The 15676-nt window shown below is 71.4% G+C and carries 13 protein-coding genes; 7 read left to right on the top strand and 6 right to left on the bottom strand.

Annotated features, from left to right (window positions below):
* Nucleotides 1-37 precede the first annotated feature (37 nt).
* From ACZ5VD_RS05270 to ACZ5VD_RS05280, 3 genes are all read right to left on the bottom strand, one after another.
* Nucleotides 38-475: a VOC family protein gene (locus ACZ5VD_RS05270; protein WP_468549269.1), complete on the bottom strand. Its 438-nt coding sequence runs from the start codon at nucleotides 473-475 to the stop codon at nucleotides 38-40.
* A 61-nt stretch (nucleotides 476-536) separates the two neighbouring features.
* Complete coding sequence (locus ACZ5VD_RS05275) at nucleotides 537-1061, bottom strand: pyridoxamine 5'-phosphate oxidase family protein (protein ID WP_468680850.1); 525 nt, start codon at nucleotides 1059-1061, stop codon at nucleotides 537-539.
* A 34-nt stretch (nucleotides 1062-1095) separates the two neighbouring features.
* Nucleotides 1096-1836, bottom strand: a complete 741-nt coding sequence (locus ACZ5VD_RS05280) for a helix-turn-helix transcriptional regulator (RefSeq protein ID WP_468549271.1) — start codon at nucleotides 1834-1836, stop codon at nucleotides 1096-1098.
* Between the two features lie 161 nt (nucleotides 1837-1997).
* Here ACZ5VD_RS05280 and ACZ5VD_RS05285 point away from each other — a divergent pair, with 161 nt between their 5' ends.
* The gene (locus ACZ5VD_RS05285) at nucleotides 1998-2930 is read left to right on the top strand and encodes a hypothetical protein (protein WP_468680853.1); all 933 of its coding nucleotides are present in this window, start codon (nucleotides 1998-2000) and stop codon (nucleotides 2928-2930) included.
* Nucleotides 2931-2948: 18 nt separating this feature from the next.
* Nucleotides 2949-5945, top strand: coding sequence for a bifunctional [glutamine synthetase] adenylyltransferase/[glutamine synthetase]-adenylyl-L-tyrosine phosphorylase (locus tag ACZ5VD_RS05290; RefSeq protein ID WP_468549273.1), 2997 nt, complete (start codon nucleotides 2949-2951; stop codon nucleotides 5943-5945).
* On the opposite strand, the gene ACZ5VD_RS05295 is transcribed toward ACZ5VD_RS05290, so the two are convergent.
* Entirely contained in the window at nucleotides 5933-6844 is a 912-nt protein-coding gene (locus ACZ5VD_RS05295; protein ID WP_468549274.1) for a DMT family transporter, read from the bottom strand. The two genes, ACZ5VD_RS05290 and ACZ5VD_RS05295, sit on opposite strands and share 13 nt — an antisense overlap.
* A 71-nt stretch (nucleotides 6845-6915) precedes the next feature.
* Between ACZ5VD_RS05295 and ACZ5VD_RS05300 the strand changes: the two genes are divergently transcribed.
* Nucleotides 6916-7800 (top strand): LysR family transcriptional regulator, encoded by an 885-nt coding sequence (locus tag ACZ5VD_RS05300; protein WP_468680855.1) that lies wholly within the window; start codon nucleotides 6916-6918, stop codon nucleotides 7798-7800.
* On the opposite strand, the gene ACZ5VD_RS05305 is transcribed toward ACZ5VD_RS05300, so the two are convergent.
* Both ACZ5VD_RS05305 and ACZ5VD_RS05310 read right to left on the bottom strand, forming a co-directional pair.
* Nucleotides 7797-8651 carry a phosphatase PAP2 family protein gene (locus ACZ5VD_RS05305; RefSeq protein WP_468549276.1) on the bottom strand — a complete coding sequence of 285 codons (855 nt, stop codon included), beginning with the start codon at nucleotides 8649-8651 and terminating at the stop codon, nucleotides 7797-7799. The two genes, ACZ5VD_RS05300 and ACZ5VD_RS05305, sit on opposite strands and share 4 nt — an antisense overlap.
* Nucleotides 8652-8809: 158 nt before the next feature.
* Nucleotides 8810-9844 carry a LacI family DNA-binding transcriptional regulator gene (locus tag ACZ5VD_RS05310; protein ID WP_468549277.1) on the bottom strand — a complete coding sequence of 345 codons (1035 nt, stop codon included), beginning with the start codon at nucleotides 9842-9844 and terminating at the stop codon, nucleotides 8810-8812.
* 381 nt (nucleotides 9845-10225) lie between these two features.
* Here ACZ5VD_RS05310 and ACZ5VD_RS05315 point away from each other — a divergent pair, with 381 nt between their 5' ends.
* The 4 genes from ACZ5VD_RS05315 to ACZ5VD_RS05330 all read left to right on the top strand — a co-directional run bounded on the left by ACZ5VD_RS05315 (nucleotide 10226) and on the right by ACZ5VD_RS05330 (nucleotide 15468).
* Entirely contained in the window at nucleotides 10226-11494 is a 1269-nt protein-coding gene (locus tag ACZ5VD_RS05315; protein ID WP_468680858.1) for an extracellular solute-binding protein, read from the top strand.
* Between the two features lie 167 nt (nucleotides 11495-11661).
* Complete coding sequence (locus ACZ5VD_RS05320; protein ID WP_468549279.1) at nucleotides 11662-12666, top strand: carbohydrate ABC transporter permease; 1005 nt, start codon at nucleotides 11662-11664, stop codon at nucleotides 12664-12666.
* A gap of 13 nt (nucleotides 12667-12679) precedes the next feature.
* Nucleotides 12680-13594 carry a sugar ABC transporter permease gene (locus ACZ5VD_RS05325; RefSeq protein ID WP_468549280.1) on the top strand — a complete coding sequence of 305 codons (915 nt, stop codon included), beginning with the start codon at nucleotides 12680-12682 and terminating at the stop codon, nucleotides 13592-13594.
* A gap of 197 nt (nucleotides 13595-13791) precedes the next feature.
* Complete coding sequence (locus ACZ5VD_RS05330; RefSeq protein WP_468680860.1) at nucleotides 13792-15468, top strand: glycoside hydrolase family 13 protein; 1677 nt, start codon at nucleotides 13792-13794, stop codon at nucleotides 15466-15468.
* The last annotated feature ends 208 nt before the right edge of the window (nucleotides 15469-15676 follow it).

The following is a 15676-nucleotide window of genomic DNA, read 5'->3' on the forward strand; positions in this document are numbered from 1 at the left end:
CGCATACACACGGCCCCGCGCCCCTGGGCGGGCGCTCCTACTCGGTGGTTTGTGCCAGTACCTGGTGCAGCGGCTCCGTAGCCCGCCTCCGGTACTCCTGGATCGCCCAGCCGTTGCCGTCCGGGTCCTGGAAGTACATGAAGGTGGCGCCGTCGTCGGGGGTGTACTGGACCGGCTCGGAGACGTCGAGGCCGCGCTCGGTCAGTTCGGCGTGGGCGGCCTTGATGTCGGCCACGCAGAGTTGGAGGCCCTGGTAGGAGCCGGGGGCGGGGCGCTCGCCCTGGACCATCTCCCAGATGCTGTCGCCGAGAGCGATCGAACAGCCGGACCCGGGCGGGGTCAGCTGGACGATCCGCATCCCCGGCATGACCTCCTGGTCGATGTCCACATGGAAGCCGACCTTGTCCCGGTAGAAGTCCCTGGCCCGGTCGATGTCGGTCACGGGCAGCGGAATCACTTCGAGGGTGAAGTCCATCGCTGGTTCTCCAAGTCGCCGTTGACGGGAGTTGCAGTGGGTGTCTTACGCGTTACGGGTATCAGACGAACCGCCAGCGCGTCTGGCTGAACGGCTCCCCCTTACCGAAGCCGAAAACGGTGTGCGGCGCCACCGCGAAGACGACAGCGTGTCCCGCGCCGTGATGGAAATACCCCTCCTGCACCTCGAAGCTCCAGAAATCTCCGTACTTCGTCTGCCACGCGGCGGCCAGCTCGCGCAGCCGGCCGTCGTCGGACACGCGCACCGCCTCGCCCTCCACCACGAGGTCGTAGCCCTTGTCCCAGATGTTGGTGCCGGTGGTCAGCGTCACGTGCGCGTTGTGCGCGAGGTTCTTCGCCTTGCGTTCGTCGGGCCCGGTGCAGAAGTGCAGCGCGCCGTGCGCCCACACCGCGGGCAGCGGCGTCACGTGCGGCCGCCCGTCCGGCCGTACCGTCGAGATCCAGAACAGCTCGGCCGCGGCGAGCAGCGACTCGGCGTCGGACCAGGGGATCGCGGTCGCTGATTCGTCGCTGTAGCGGGGGTCGAGCCGGGCCTTCGGTGCCTTCGCGGGTTCGTCGTCCGTCATCTGCGGGCCTCCTGACAGGTCTCACCCCACAGGATCACAGGACCTCCGCCTCGGGGAACACCCTGGCCACCGCCGCCGCGCGGCTGGACACGCCCAGCCTGGTGAAGGCGTTCTCCAGGTGCTTGCGGACGGTACTGGGGGAGACAACGAGCTGTTCGGCGATCCGCGGCGTGCTCAGGCCGAGGGCGACGCAGCGCAGGACGTCCAGCTCACGCAGGGTGAGCCGGACGGGCGGGCGGCGCCTGCGGGCGGCCTCACGGTAGAGCGCGTACACGTGGGGAGCCATCAGCCGCAGGGTCGTCATCTCGTGGTCGCTGAACGGCTTCGAGTCAGTGCGGAAAAACTGGAAGACCCGGGTGCGACCCGGCGCGGTGGGCAGGGCGATGTCCGCGATGGAGGGGAAGGGGCGCAGGAACTCGGTATAGATCGGCTGGTTCCGCAACCGGCGCAGGGACAGGAAGTCCGCCATCTGCGTGACCTCCGGGGCGCTGTGCGACTGGGAAACCTGCACGCACTGCAGGTGTTGGTGGCGCCAGCGCCAGTACTCTTCGAAGGGCCCCTGTTCCTCGTCGAACGGCGTCTCCTGCTCGTTGAGCGAGATCCTGGCCGGGATGTCCAGCTCCGAGAAGCCGGCGCAGTCGCAGCGGACGAGCCGTTGGAGGCCCAGCAGCAGGGACTTCGGAGGGACGTCCCCCGACAGATCGTGCGCTGCCTCGTCCAGGACGTCCGCCATGCGGCGCAGCTGGACCTCGGCTGTCGTACCGGCTGATGTCATGACGGCCTCCCGGGGCCGGTTCGTACCTGTTGCGACGGTACGCCCCCGCACCGGCCGGTGGCGCGGGAGATTCGTCAAATGACGAATGGGCTACGGCCGTTGAGGGGGCCACTGTCGACACAGGCAGTCGGCTCGGCTGCCGGGCGAGACGGAGGCACCTCGTGAGCTCACACCCGCACCCGCACCCGCGTCAGCTCCGGCTCACGGCCCTCGCCGCGGGGATCGCCCCGCTGGTCGCCGCCCTGCTGGCCACGGGATGCGACGCGCAGTCCACCGCCTCCGCGGCGGCGGACGAGGCCTTCTCCGGGGTCCGGTTCACGCTCGGGTCCCGCGGCGGCATCGAAGTGTCCGGGGTCTCACGAGAGGCGGTCGCACCGGCCGGGTCCTACTCGGTGGCGAACGGCCGCGCGCACCCGTTCGCCCGGCCCGACGACAAGGTGCTCGTGGTGCTGCGCCACTGGCCACAAGACCGCGCCTCGCGCGGACGGGCGCCCCGGCTGCTGCCACCGGAGGACTCCTCGGTCGAGACCGCCTTCCTGGTCGACACCGCGAACTGGGCGCTGGCCGACCTCGACGGGAACCCCTTGCAGTGGCTGCGCCGGGACACGATCCGTGTCGACACCACGAACAACGCCGCCGAGGACGTCACCCGGCTCACGCTGTCCGGACCGCACGGGGGTCGGTCCGGGCAGCCCACACCGCCGCCGGACGACCGCGCGTGCGAGGGGCTCGACCCCTCCGTCCCCCGGAAGGTGGTGCTCCCCGCCGTAGCGCCGGGCGCGCCGGTCCCCGAGACGGTGGCCCACCTGCGGCGGCAGTGTCTCGACGTCCGGTACGCCGCCACCACCGGGGGTGTGCGTCCCGGCACCGTGCGGCAGATCGCGGTGCCGATCGCCGGACGCCCGACCGCCGCGGCCGTGCTGCCGCCCCTGGACGGCCTTGCCGTCCCGCACCGCATGCCCGGCGACACCGTCCTCACCGACCCGTCCCGGCCGGCCACCGTCACGGTGACCCGCTGGAACCGCCCCGGCCCCCCGGCCGCCCCGGCGCTTCCCCCGGCTTCTGCGGTTAGGCTCATGGCCGGACGACCTTGATCCGACAGGAGGCCGGGGATGACGGCGCCGGGGCGCAGGAGCAGTACCTTCACACGGCTGCTGCGGCACGGCTTCACCGATCCCGCCGCCGCCGAACGCCTCCTGGAGAGTGCCGAGCTCGGCGGCCTGCGCGACGACCCGGTCCTGCTGGAGGCCCTCGGCGCGACCGCCGACCCGGACCTCGCGCTGCACGGTCTGGTAGAGCTCCTGGAGGCCCAGCCCGCCCCCACCGCCCGGCGCGAGCTGCTCGACACGGTGATAGCGGCCAAGCCGCTGCGCGACCGGCTGCTCGGGGTGCTCGGCGCCTCCGCGGCCCTCGCCGACCACCTGGCCCGGCATCCGAGCGACTGGCACGCCCTCGTCATGTACGAGCCGCGTGACCTGCACCCCGGGGTGGAGGAGTTCGAGTGGGGCCTCGCGGAGGCCACCGACGCCGTGTCCCTGCGCGTCGCCTACCGCCGCTGCCTGCTGTCGATCGCCGCCCGTGACGTGTGCGGCACCACCGACCTCGCCGAGACCGCCGCCGAACTCGCCGACCTCGCCACCGCGACCCTGCGCGCCGCCCTCGCCCTCGCCCGCGCCGCCGCGCCCGACGACACCGCGCTGTGCCGGCTCGCCGTCATCGCGATGGGCAAGTGCGGCGGCCACGAGCTGAACTACGTCTCCGACGTCGACGTCATCTTCGTCGGGGAGGCCGTCGAGGGGGCCGACGAGACCAAGGCGATCCGGGCCGCCACCCGGCTCGCCTCGCACCTGATGCGGATCTGCTCCGAGACCACCGTCGAGGGCTCGATCTGGCCCGTGGACGCCAACCTGCGCCCCGAGGGCAGGAACGGCCCGCTGGTGCGCACGCTCTCCAGCCACCTCGCCTACTACCAGCGCTGGGCCAAGACCTGGGAGTTCCAGGCCCTGTTGAAGGCCCGCCCGGTGGCCGGCGACCTCGCACTGGGCGAGGCGTACGTCGCCGCCCTCGAACCCCTGGTCTGGAAGGCCGCCGAGCGCGACAACTTCGTCCCCGACGTGCAGAAGATGCGGCGCAGGGTGATCGAGAACATCCCGGTCGCGGAGATCGAGCGCGAACTGAAACTCGGCCCCGGCGGCCTGCGGGACGTCGAATTCGCCGTCCAGCTCCTCCAGTTGGTGCACGGCCGCGCCGACGCCTCCCTGCGCAGCGGCACCACCCTGAACGCCCTGCAGGCCCTCGCCACCGGCGGCTACGTCGGCCGCGCCGACGCCGTCCAGCTCGACGACGCCTACCGCTTCCTGCGCTCCATGGAGCACCGCATACAGCTCTACCGGCTGCGCCGCACCCACCTCGTCCCCGAGGAGGAGGCCGACCTGCGCCGCCTCGGCCGCTCCCTGGGCCTGCGCGCCGACCCGGTCGCCGCGTTGACCCGCGAGTGGAAACGGCACGCCAGTGTCGTACGACGGCTGCACGAGAAGCTCTTCTACCGCCCGCTGCTCGACGCGGTCGCCCAACTCGCCCCCGGCGAGACCCGGTTGAGCCCCGAGGCGGCCAGGGAGCGGCTGGTCGCGCTCGGGTACGCCGACCCGGCGGCGGCGCTGCGGCACCTGGAGGCGCTGGCGTCCGGGGTCACCCGCAAGGCGGCCATCCAGCGCACGCTCCTGCCGGTGCTGCTCGGCTGGTTCGCCGACTCGGCCGACCCGGACGCCGGACTGCTCAACTTCCGCAAGGTGTCGGACGCGTTGGGCAAGACGCCCTGGTACCTGCGGCTGCTGCGGGACGAGGGCGCCGCCGCCGAGAACCTCGCCCGCGTCCTGTCCGCCGGCCGCCTCGCCCCCGACCTGCTGATGCGCGCCCCCGAGGCCGTCGCCCTGCTCGGGGACGGCGACGGCGGCGGCCTGGAGCCGCGCGGCCGGGCGGCCCTGGACCAGGAGATCCTGGCCGCGGTCGGCCGCGCCGACGGTGCCGTGCAGGCGGTCACGTTCGCCCGCGGGGTCCGGCGCCGCGAGCTGTTCCGTACGGCCGCCGCGGACATCGTCGGCTCCTACGGCACCGAGTCCCAGCCCGTCGAGGCCGACCGGGGCACCCTCGTGGACCTGGTCGGCGGCGCGGTGTCCGACCTGACGGCCGCCACCCTCGCCGGCACCCTGCGCGCGGTGGTCCGGGACGGCTGGGGCGACACCCTGCCCACCCGGTTCGCGGTCATCGGCATGGGCCGCTTCGGCGGCCACGAACTCGGCTACGGCTCCGACGCCGACGTGCTCTTCGTGCACGAACCGCGCGAGGGCGTCGCCGAACGCGAGGCCTCCGAGGCGGCCAACAAGGTGGTCTCCGAGATGCGCCGCCTGCTACAGATCTCCAGCGCCGACCCGCCACTGCTCATCGACGCCGACCTGCGCCCCGAGGGCAAGTCCGGGCCGCTCGTACGGACGTTGAACTCGTACGGGGCCTACTACCGCCGCTGGTCCCTGGTCTGGGAGGCACAGGCCCTGCTGCGGGCCGAACCCGTCGCCGGGGACGAGGAGTTGGGCCGCCGCTTCATCGAGCTGGTCGACCCGCTGCGCTACCCGGCGGCCGGCCTCGGCGACGACGCCGTACGCGACATCCGGCGGCTGAAGGCCCGGATGGAGTCCGAGCGGCTGCCGCGCGGCGCCGACCCGAAGCTGCACACCAAGCTCGGACCGGGCGGTCTGTCCGACGTCGAGTGGACCGTCCAGCTGCTCCAGATGCGGCACGGCGCGCGGGAGGCGGGCCTGCGCACCACCCGTACCCGCGCCGCCCTCGCCGCCGCCCGGGAGGCCGGTCTCCTCTCCGAGGAGGACACCGCCACCCTCGACGAGGCCTGGATCCTGGCCACCCGGGTCCGCAACGCGGTGATGCTCGTCCGTGGCCGGGCCGGCGACACGTTCCCCTCGGACGGCCGCGAACTGGGCGCGGTGGGACGGTACCTGGGCTACGGCCCCGGTCACGTCGGCGACATGCTCGACGACTACCGGCGTACCGCCCGACGGGCGCGGGGCGTGGTGGACGAGCTGTTCTACGGGGCGTAGGCCCGGGGAGCGGGGGCGGCGGGCACCTCTGCCCGCGGCGCCCGCCGCCCTCGGGTCAGTGCCACGCCCGTCAGCACCACCGCCATCCCCGCGAGCACCCGCGGCCCGACGTTCTCGCCCAGCAGCAGCGCGCCCAGCGACACCGAGACCACCGGCAGCAGATAGCCGACCGTCGCGGCGGCCGTCGGGCCCTCGTCCGCGATGAGCCGGTAGTTGAGGTAGAAGGTCACGCCCGTGCCGAGGACCCCGAGCGCGGTGACCGCGAGCAGCCCGGTGAGGTCGGTGTCGAGGGGGCCGGCGGCCGGGAGGGCCAGGGCGCTCCAGGCGGTCGCCGTCAGGAGCTGGGCCGCGGAGACGGCGAGGGGGTCCCGGCCGGCGGTGAGTGTGCGGGCCATGTACGCGAACGCCACGGCGTAGCTCACGGCGGCGGCCAGCAGCGCCAGGGCGCCCCAGCTCAGCAGGCCGGACCGGTGCCAGGGGGCGAAGATCAGCAGCGTGCCGGCGAAGCCCAGGACGAGACCGGCCAGCCGCAGCGGGCGCGGGGCGCGGTCGGTGCCGAGGCACAGGCCGATGAGGAGCGCCCACAGCGGTGTCGTGGCGTTCAGGACGCCCGCGACCCCGGAGTCCACGCTCTGTTCGCCGATGCTGAACAGGGCGAAGGGCAGTGCGTTGCAGAAGAAGGCGGCGACGACGAGGTGCTTCCACGTCGTGCGGGACCGGGGCAGCCGCTGTCCCGCGGAGCGGGCGAGCAGCAGCAGGACCGCCGCGCCCAGCGCGCACCGGGCGATGGTGATCTGGGCGGGGGACAGGCCGTGGTTCAGGGCGACCTTGATCCAGAGGAAGCCGGAGCCCCACAGGAGGGCGAGGGCGGCCATGCGCAGGGTGGAGGAGGGCTGCATGACTCCACGGTCCGGGAACAAACGCGTGAGGACAAGTGAAGAGTTGTGGATAGACCGTTAAGCTGGTCTACATGCTTGATGTGAGGCGCATGCAGGTGCTGCGGTCCGTCGTGGCCTGCGGATCGGTGACCGGGGCCGCCGCCCGGCTCGGCTACACGCCGTCCGCGGTGAGCCAGCAGGTCGCCGCGCTGGAGAAGGAGGCTGGGGCCGAGCTGCTGGAGCGGGTCGGGCGCGGGGTGCGGCCCACGGCGGCCGGACTGCTGCTCACCGAGTACGCGGACGCGATCGGCCGCCAGGTCGCCGAGGCGGAGACCGCGCTCGCCGATCTGCTGGCGGGGCGCACGGGCCGGCTGTCGGTGCGGTACTTCGCGACGGCCGGGGCCTCGCTGGTCGCCCCGGCGGTGGCACGGCTGCGGGCGGAACACCCCCGCGTCCAGGTGGAGTTGCGGCTGACCGACCCGCACGACCCGCTGCCGGACGTGCGGGAGGGGCGGGCGGATCTCGCGCTGGTGGTGGGGGAGCGGGCCGGGGGCGATGGCGTACGGCTGCTGCCGTTGTTGGACGATCCGTACCTCGCCGTGCTCCCCAAGGGACACCGGCTCGCGGCCCGCCGGTCCGTGGAGCTCACCGAGCTGGCCGGGGAGCCCTGGGTCGGCAGCGAGTGGCCGGGGCCGTGCCTCGACGCGCAGCTGCACGCCTGCGAGGCCGCCGGGTTCCGCCCGCGCTTCGTGGTCGAGAGCGAGGACTACGTCACCGCGCAGGGCTTCGTGGCCGCGGGCCTCGGGGTGGCCCTGATCCCCCGCCTGGGCCTGGGCGGACGTCACCCGGACGTGGTCGTCCGCCCGGTCCGGCGCCCGGAACCGGTGCGGAGCATCCACGCGGCCGTACGGGAGACGGCACCGCCGCAGCCGGCCCTGGAGGCGTTCGTCGAGGCGCTGCGTTCGGCGGCCGGCTAGGCCTTCGCGGGAACCCGGGGCGCGTTTCGCGCGGGGACCGTCCTCGGCAGGGTGTACGGCAGGGCGCCGTACCAGAGGCGGGCCACGGCGAAGCCGAAGGCGAGGCACAGGAGGCCGCCCACCGCGTCGAGCCAGAAGTGGTTGGCGGTGGCGACGATGACCACCAGCGTGGCCGCCGGGTAGAGCAGGCCCAGCACCCGCACCCAGGGGACCGACGCCAGCGCGAAGATCGTCAGGCCGCACCACAGGGACCAGCCGATGTGCATCGACGGCATCGCGGCGTACTGGTTCGACATGTTCTTCAGGTCGCCGGAGGCCATCGAGCCCCACGTCTGATGGACCATGACGGTGTCGACGAAGTCGCCGCCGTTCATCAGCCGCGGCGGGGCGAGCGGGTACAGGTAGTAGCCGGCCAGGGCGACGACGGTGGTCGCGAAGAGCGCCAGGCGGGTCGCGGCGTAGCGGCCGGGGTGGCTGCGGAAGAGCCACACGAGCACACCCAGCGTCACCACGAAGTGCAGGGTGGCGTAGTAGTAGTTCATTCCGACGATGAGCCAAGTCACCGAGTTCACCGCGTGGTTGACGGACTCCTCGACGGCGATGCCGAGATGGTGCTCGGCGCTCCAGATCCAGTCGGCGTTGCGCAGCGCCTCGGACTTCTGCTCCGGGACCGCGTTGCGGACCAGCGAGTACGTCCAGTAACTCACCGCGATGAGGAGGATCTCGAACCAGAGGCGGGGCCGGCGCGGAGCCCGCAGCCGGCACAGGAAACGCTTCCCGGGCCCGGCCGTGACCGGCTGCGGAACGGCCTCGTCGGGCCCTTCCTGCGTCGCCACGGTCGTCTCAGTCATAGGCCCGAGTCTGCCAGAAAAGGGTTCCCCCGCCGATCATCCCGCGGTCGGGTCCGACCCGCATTTCCTACGACTGGAAGACCGCCCGGGGCTCCTACCGACGCACGGCGAAAAGGTCGTTTTCTCCGCCTTGGGGAGGAGCCCGGCGGGGCGCGGCCTCAGGGGCGTCCGCGCTCCCCGGGAGCCGACGCGGTCGACCCGCGCACCACCAGTTCCGGCATGAACACGAACTCGCTGTGGGGTGCGGGCGTCCCGCCGATCTCCTCCAGGAGGGTGCGGACCGCCGCCTGCCCCATCGCCGGGACCGGCTTGCGGACCGTCGTCATCGGCGGGTCGGTGAAGGCGATCAGCGGGGAGTCGTCGAAGCCCACCACCGACACGTCCTTCGGCACGTCCAGGCCGCGCTGGCGGGCCGCCCGTATAGCGCCCAGCGCCATCATGTCGCTCGCGCACACCACCGCCGTGCAGCTCCGCTCGATGAGCGCGCCGGCCGCGGCCTGGCCGCCCTCCAGGGTGTACAGCGAGTGCTGGACGAATTCGGTCTCGACGGTGTCGGCGGCCAGGCCCAGCTGGTCCTGCATGGTGCGGACGAAGCCCTCGATCTTGCGCTGCACCGGCACGAACCGCTTCGGGCCGAGCGCCAGACCGATCCTGGTGTGCCCCAGCGACACCAGGTGCGTGACCGCCAGGGCCATCGCCGCCCGGTCGTCGGGGGAGATGAAGGGCGCCTGCACCTTCGGCGAGAAGCCGTCCACCAGCACGAAGGGCACGCCCTGCGCGCGCAGCTGCTCGTAGCGCTGCATGTCGGCGGAGGTGTCCGCGTGCAGTCCGGAGACGAAGATGATGCCGGCCACGCCCCGGTCGACGAGCATCTCCGTGAGCTCGTCCTCCGTGGAGCCGCCCGGGGTCTGGGTGGCGAGCACCGGCGTGTAGCCCTGCCGGGTCAGCGCCTGGCCGATGACCTGGGCCAGCGCCGGGAAGATCGGGTTCTCCAGCTCCGGGGTGATGAGGCCCACGAGGCCCGCACTGCGCTGCCGCAGACGCACCGGGCGTTCGTACCCCAGCACGTCCAGGGCGGCCAGCACGGACTGGCGGGTGGTGGCGGCGACGCCCGGCTTGCCGTTGAGGACACGGCTGACGGTCGCTTCGCTCACCCCCGCCTGAGCGGCGATGTCGGCAAGCCGTGTGGTCACAGGGGTGGACTGTACCGGCCAGGTGTCACCTTGCGCACCAATGCGGCGACGTAGGCGCCCTGTTGACCGGCCCGGTCCGGGCTGCTGGGTCATCGCGCTCCCTCGTGAAAGTGATGGCAAGAGCTTGCAGAGTCTTGCACAGGCCGCCCCAACCGCTCTACGACGGCAAATAAGCGTCTCACAGCGGTCGCTGCCAGGTCACGTCCGGATAACTGCGGAGATCTCTTGCACTTTTTTGCTGCAAGGCCTTTCGTCGCGCTTGCATCGCTGTTACGTTCACGTCGCCCGGCGGCGGCAACGGCGCGGTCGGCAAGTCGACAGAGGCGGCGGACGGGCCCGTCTTCTGCGAGCACACGGGCTTTCACCCTCAAGGAGAACTCAATGCGGCGTGGCATAGCGGCCACCGCGCTGGTGGCGTCCTTCGCCCTCGCGGCGACGGCCTGCGGCGGAAGTGACGGCGGAGACTCGGCCGACGGTCCGGTCACCATCACCTGGTGGGACACCTCCAACGCCACCAACGAGGCGCCGACGTACCAGGCCTTGATCAAGGAGTTCGAGGCCGCCAACAAGGACGTCAAGGTCAAGTACGTCAACGTGCCCTTCGACCAGGCGCTGAACAAGTTCGACACCGCGGCCGGCTCCAAGGGCGCCCCGGACATCCTGCGTTCCGAGGTCGGCTGGACCCCCGCCCTCGCGAAGAAGGGCTACTTCCTGCCGCTGGACGGCACCGAGGCCCTCACGGACGAGAGCAAGTTCCAGCCCAACCTGATCGAGCAGGCCAAGTACGAGGGCAAGACCTACGGCGTCCCGCTGGTCACCGACACCCTCGCGCTGGTCTACAACAAGGAACTCTTCGACAAGGCCGGCGTCGCCGCCCCGAAGACCTGGGACGACCTGAAGAAGGCCGCCGCCACGATCAGCACCAAGACCGGCGTCGACGGCTACTGGGGCTCCACCCAGGCCTACTACGCGCAGACCTTCCTCTACGGCGAGGGCACCGACACCGTCGACGCCGACGCCAAGAAGGTCACCGTCGCCTCGGCGCCCGCGAAGAAGGCCTACGGAACCTGGCTGAGCCTCTTCGACGGCAAGGGCCTGCACAAGGCCGACACCACCGCCGACGCCTACGCCCACATCCAGGAGGCGTTCGTCAGCGGCAAGGTCGCCTCGATCATCCAGGGCCCGTGGGAGATCACCAACTTCTACAAGGGCACGGCCTTCAAGGACAAGGGCAACCTCGGCATCGCGACCGTCCCGGCCGGCTCCACCGGCAAGGCGGGCGCCCCGACCGGCGGCCACAACCTCTCGGTCTACGCCGGCTCGGACTCCGCCCACCAGAAGGCGTCCCTGAAGTTCGTCGACTTCATGACATCCGCGAAGTCCCAGGCGTCCATCGCCCTGAAGAACTCCACCCTGCCGACCCGCGACGACGCCTACACCGCCGAGGTCAAGGCCGACCCGGGCATCGCCGGCTTCCAGACCGTCCTGCCCGCCGCCCAGCCGCGCCCGGCCCTGCCCGAGTACAGCTCCCTGTGGGGCCCGCTGGACAGTGAACTGCCGCAGATCGCCGGGGGCAAGGAGTCCCTCGACAAGGGGCTCGGCACCGCCGAGACCGCGATCGCCAAGCTGGTCCCGGACTTCGCCAAGTGACCTCGGGTGACCGCCGGATCCCCCACGAACCGGGGGAGGGATCCGGCGGTCACCGGTCTGCGCCCGAGCAGCCGTGCGGCCATGGCCGCCGAGGCCGTTCAGTCCGCCACGGCCGCCGAGGCCGCCCAAGCCGTCCAGGCCGAAGAACTTCCAGAAGGTGTCGAACCATGACAGTCGCCATCGACCGCGCGACCGGCAAGCGCCGCGGTGACCGTGCGCCGAAGCCCGGGTGGAGCCGGCGCCTGAGGCACGCCTACCAGAAGCACTGGTACGCCTACGCCATGATCGCCCCGGTGGTGATCGTCCTCGGCGTCCTCGTGCTCTACCCCCTGGTGTACGGCGTCTACCTCACGTTCACCGACGCCAACAGCCTCAACACCGCCCGCACGATCGGCGTCAACCACATCGACGCCACCTACCAGTTCATCGGCCTCGACAACTACGCCGACATCCTGTGGGGCGACACCGCCTACGACCGCTTCTGGTCGCACTTCATCTGGACGATCGTCTGGACCGCGCTCTGCGTCACCCTGCACTACACGATCGGCCTCGGCCTCGCCCTGCTGCTCAACCAGAAACTGCGCGGGCGCACCCTCTACCGGCTGGTCCTGATCCTGCCGTGGGCCGTGCCGACCTTCGTCACCGTCTTCGGCTGGCGGTTCATGCTCGCCGACGGCGGCATCATCAACTCCTTCCTGGAGACGCTCCATCTGCCGACACCGCTGTGGCTGGAGGACACCTTCTGGCAGCGGTTCGCCGCGATCATGGTCAACACCTGGTGCGGGGTGCCCTTCATGATGCTGTCGCTGCTCGGCGGCCTGCAGTCCATCGACACCTCGCTCTACGAGGCCTCCGAGATGGACGGTGCGGGTGCCTGGCAGCGCTTCCGGTACGTCACCCTGCCGGGCCTGAGGTCCGTCAGCTCCACCGTCGTCCTCCTCGGCGTCATCTGGACCTTCAACCAGTTCGCCATCATCTTCCTGCTGTTCGGCAACACCGCCCCCGACGCGCAGATCCTCGTCACCTGGGCCTACTACCTCGGCTTCGGACAACAGCCCCGCGACTTCGCGCAGTCGGCCGCCTACGGCATCCTGCTGCTGGCCATCCTGATCGTCTTCACCTCCTTCTACCGCCGCTGGCTGAACCGCAATGACCAGCAGCTCGCGATCTGAGGCAGGAGTCCCCATGAGCACGCCCACCGCCGAGACCACCGCCCCGGTGACCGAGAAGGACCCCATGGCGCCGTCGCCGAAGAAGAAGGTCACCAGGCGTGGCGACAGCACCCCCGCCGCCCGCCTCGCCTCCCACGCCGTCCTGACCGTGGCGAGCCTGATCGCGGTCTTCCCGGTCGCCTGGCTGGTGTTCCTCTCCCTCGGCCCGGACAAGGACGACTACCTGCACCCCGGCGGCATCTGGGACAAGATGACGCTCGACAACTACGCGTTCGTCCTGGAGCACACGCAGTTCTTCGACTGGATGAAGAGCACCCTGATCGTCACCCTCGGCACCACCCTCATCGGCGTGGTCATCGCCTCGACCACCGGCTACGCCGTCTCGCGGATGCGCTTCCCGGGCTACCGCAAGTTCATGTGGGCGCTCCTGGTCACGCAGATGTTCCCGGTGGCCGTCCTCATGGTGCCGATGTACCAGATCCTCTCGGAACTGCAGCTCATCGACACCTACCTCGGCCTCATCCTGGTGTACTGCACGACCACCGTGCCGTACTGCGCATGGCTGATGAAGGGCTACTTCGACACCATCCCCTTCGAGATCGACGAGGCCGGACGGGTCGACGGGCTGAGCCCCTTCGGCACGTTCGCGCGACTGATCCTGCCGCTCGCCAAGCCGGGCCTGGCGGTCGCCGCCTTCTACAGCTTCCTCACCGCCTTCGGCGAGGTCGCGTTCGCCGCGACGTTCATGCTGTCCGACACGAAGTACACCTTCGCCGTCGGTCTGCAGACCTTCGTCAGCGAACACGACGCGCAGCGCAACCTGATGGCCGCCACCGCGGTGCTGATCGCCATACCCGTCTCCGCGTTCTTCTACTTCGTGCAGAAGAACCTGGTGACCGGCCTGACGGCAGGCGGAACCAAGGGCTGAGACGCCGGTTCACGAACGCGCCCCAAAGGGCTGCGGGACCGTATCGATATGCGGCTCCGCCGTGTGGGCCCGACCGGCCCCCACGCAGCCGCACTCAAACTCGAGGTGGCCGCGGTGACCATCCGACCCCGCTGTCACCGCGGCCGCCTCGTCACCAACTCCCCATGACCAGAACCTCGTTACGTACCTAGGACGCCATGACCCAGCAGCACTCCGTCATCGCCCCGGCACCCGACGCCGCCAAAGCCAAGCGCGGCGACTGGTGGCGGGACGCGGTGATCTACCAGGTCTATCCGCGCAGCTTCGCCGACAGCGACGGCGACGGCACGGGCGACCTGGAGGGCATCCGCGCCCGCCTGCCGTACCTGCGCGACCTGGGCGTGGACGCCGTGTGGCTCAGCCCCTTCTACGCCTCCCCGCAGGCCGACGGCGGCTACGACGTCGCCGACTACCGGGCCGTGGACCCCATGTTCGGCAACCTCCTCGACGCCGACGCCCTGATCCACGACGCCCGCGCACTGGGCCTGCGGATCATCGTCGATCTCGTCCCCAACCACTCCTCCGACCAGTACGAGTGGTTCAGGCGGGCCCTTCAGGAGGGACCCTGCTCACCGCTGCGCGAGCGCTACCACTTCCGGCCCGGCAAGGGCGAGAACGGCGAACTCCCGCCCAACGACTGGGAGTCCATCTTCGGCGGCCCGGCGTGGACCCGCGTCACCGAGCCGGACGGCACCCCCGGCGCGTGGTACCTGCACCTCTTCGCCCCCGAGCAGCCCGACTTCAACTGGGACCACCCGGCCGTCGGCGACGAGTTCCGCTCCATCCTCCGCTTCTGGCTCGACATGGGCGTCGACGGCTTCCGCATCGACGTGGCCCACGGCCTGGTGAAGGCGGCCGGTCTGCCGGACCTCGGGTCCCATGAACAGCTCAAGCTGCTGGGCAACGATGTCATGCCGTTCTTCGACCAGGACGGCGTGCACGAGATCTACCGCCAGTGGCGCCGGGTCCTCGACGAGTACGCCGGGGAGCGGATCTTCGTCGCAGAGGCGTGGACGCCGACCGTCGAGCGGACCGCGAACTACGTCCGACCCGACGAGCTGCACCAGGCCTTCAACTTCCAGTACCTGGCCACGGACTGGGACGCCGAGAAGCTGCGCGAGGTCATCGACCGCACCCTCGACGCGATGCGCCCGGTCGGCGCCCCCGCCACCTGGGTGCTGTCCAACCACGACGTCACCCGCCACGCCACCCGCTTCGCCAACCCGCCCGGCCTCGGCACCCAGATCCGCACGGCGGGGGACCGGGAACTGGGCCTGCGCCGGGCCAGGGCCGCCACCCTCCTCATGCTGGCGCTGCCCGGATCGGCCTACGTCTACCAGGGCGAGGAGCTCGGCCTCCCGGACGTCGTCGACCTGCCCGACGAGGTGCGCCAGGACCCCGCGTACTTCCGGGGCGCCGGCCAGGACGGCTTCCGCGACGGCTGCCGGGTGCCGATCCCGTGGACCCGCGAGGGATCGTCGTACGGCTTCGGCGCGGGCGGCAGCTGGCTCCCGCAGCCGGACGGCTGGGGCGAGTGGAGCGTCGAGGCACAGGAGGGCACGGCGGGCTCGACCCTGGAGCTGTACCGCTCCGCCCTCGCCGCCCGCCGCGCACAGCCCGACCTCGGCGCCGGTGACGCGGTGGAGTGGCTGAAGGCCCCCGAGGGCGTCCTCGCCTTCCGCCGCGGCGCGTTCGTCTGCGTCGCGAACACCGGCGGCGAGCCGGTGACCACCGTGGCCCACGGCCGCCTCCTCCTCGCCAGCGGTGAGATCGCCGAGGCGGACGGCGAGGCGAAGCTGCCGGCCGACACGACGGTGTGGTGGACGACCGCCTGACGGTCACGCAGACGTCGGTCGAGGGCCTGCCGCCCAACGGGGCGGCAGGCCCTTCGGCATGGGGTCGCCCCGGGACGATGTGAAACTTCTTGCCGTCAGTTGCATGTCTCTTGCTGTAAAGCTTTCGTCAGCGGTACGTTCACGCCGCGCCCGGCAACGAAGCCGTGCCGCGGTGCTGGGGGGACCCGACCGAGCCGCAATCGCAAGG

The sequence above is a fragment of the Streptomyces sp. NPDC032822 genome (assembly GCF_055578825.1).

Coding starts and splice junctions, on each gene's coding strand:
- ACZ5VD_RS05270 (WP_468549269.1), bottom strand. CDS start 475: ATGGACTTCACCCTCGAAGTGATTCCGCTGCCCGTGACCGACATCGAC.
- ACZ5VD_RS05275 (WP_468680850.1), bottom strand. CDS start 1,061: ATGACGGACGACGAACCCGCGAAGGCACCGAAGGCCCGGCTCGACCCC.
- ACZ5VD_RS05280 (WP_468549271.1), bottom strand. CDS start 1,836: ATGACATCAGCCGGTACGACAGCCGAGGTCCAGCTGCGCCGCATGGCG.
- ACZ5VD_RS05290 (WP_468549273.1), top strand. CDS start 2,949: ATGACGGCGCCGGGGCGCAGGAGCAGTACCTTCACACGGCTGCTGCGG.
- ACZ5VD_RS05295 (WP_468549274.1), bottom strand. CDS start 6,844: ATGCAGCCCTCCTCCACCCTGCGCATGGCCGCCCTCGCCCTCCTGTGG.
- ACZ5VD_RS05300 (WP_468680855.1), top strand. CDS start 6,916: ATGCTTGATGTGAGGCGCATGCAGGTGCTGCGGTCCGTCGTGGCCTGC.
- ACZ5VD_RS05305 (WP_468549276.1), bottom strand. CDS start 8,651: ATGACTGAGACGACCGTGGCGACGCAGGAAGGGCCCGACGAGGCCGTT.
- ACZ5VD_RS05315 (WP_468680858.1), top strand. CDS start 10,226: ATGCGGCGTGGCATAGCGGCCACCGCGCTGGTGGCGTCCTTCGCCCTC.
- ACZ5VD_RS05320 (WP_468549279.1), top strand. CDS start 11,662: ATGACAGTCGCCATCGACCGCGCGACCGGCAAGCGCCGCGGTGACCGT.
- ACZ5VD_RS05325 (WP_468549280.1), top strand. CDS start 12,680: ATGAGCACGCCCACCGCCGAGACCACCGCCCCGGTGACCGAGAAGGAC.
- ACZ5VD_RS05330 (WP_468680860.1), top strand. CDS start 13,792: ATGACCCAGCAGCACTCCGTCATCGCCCCGGCACCCGACGCCGCCAAA.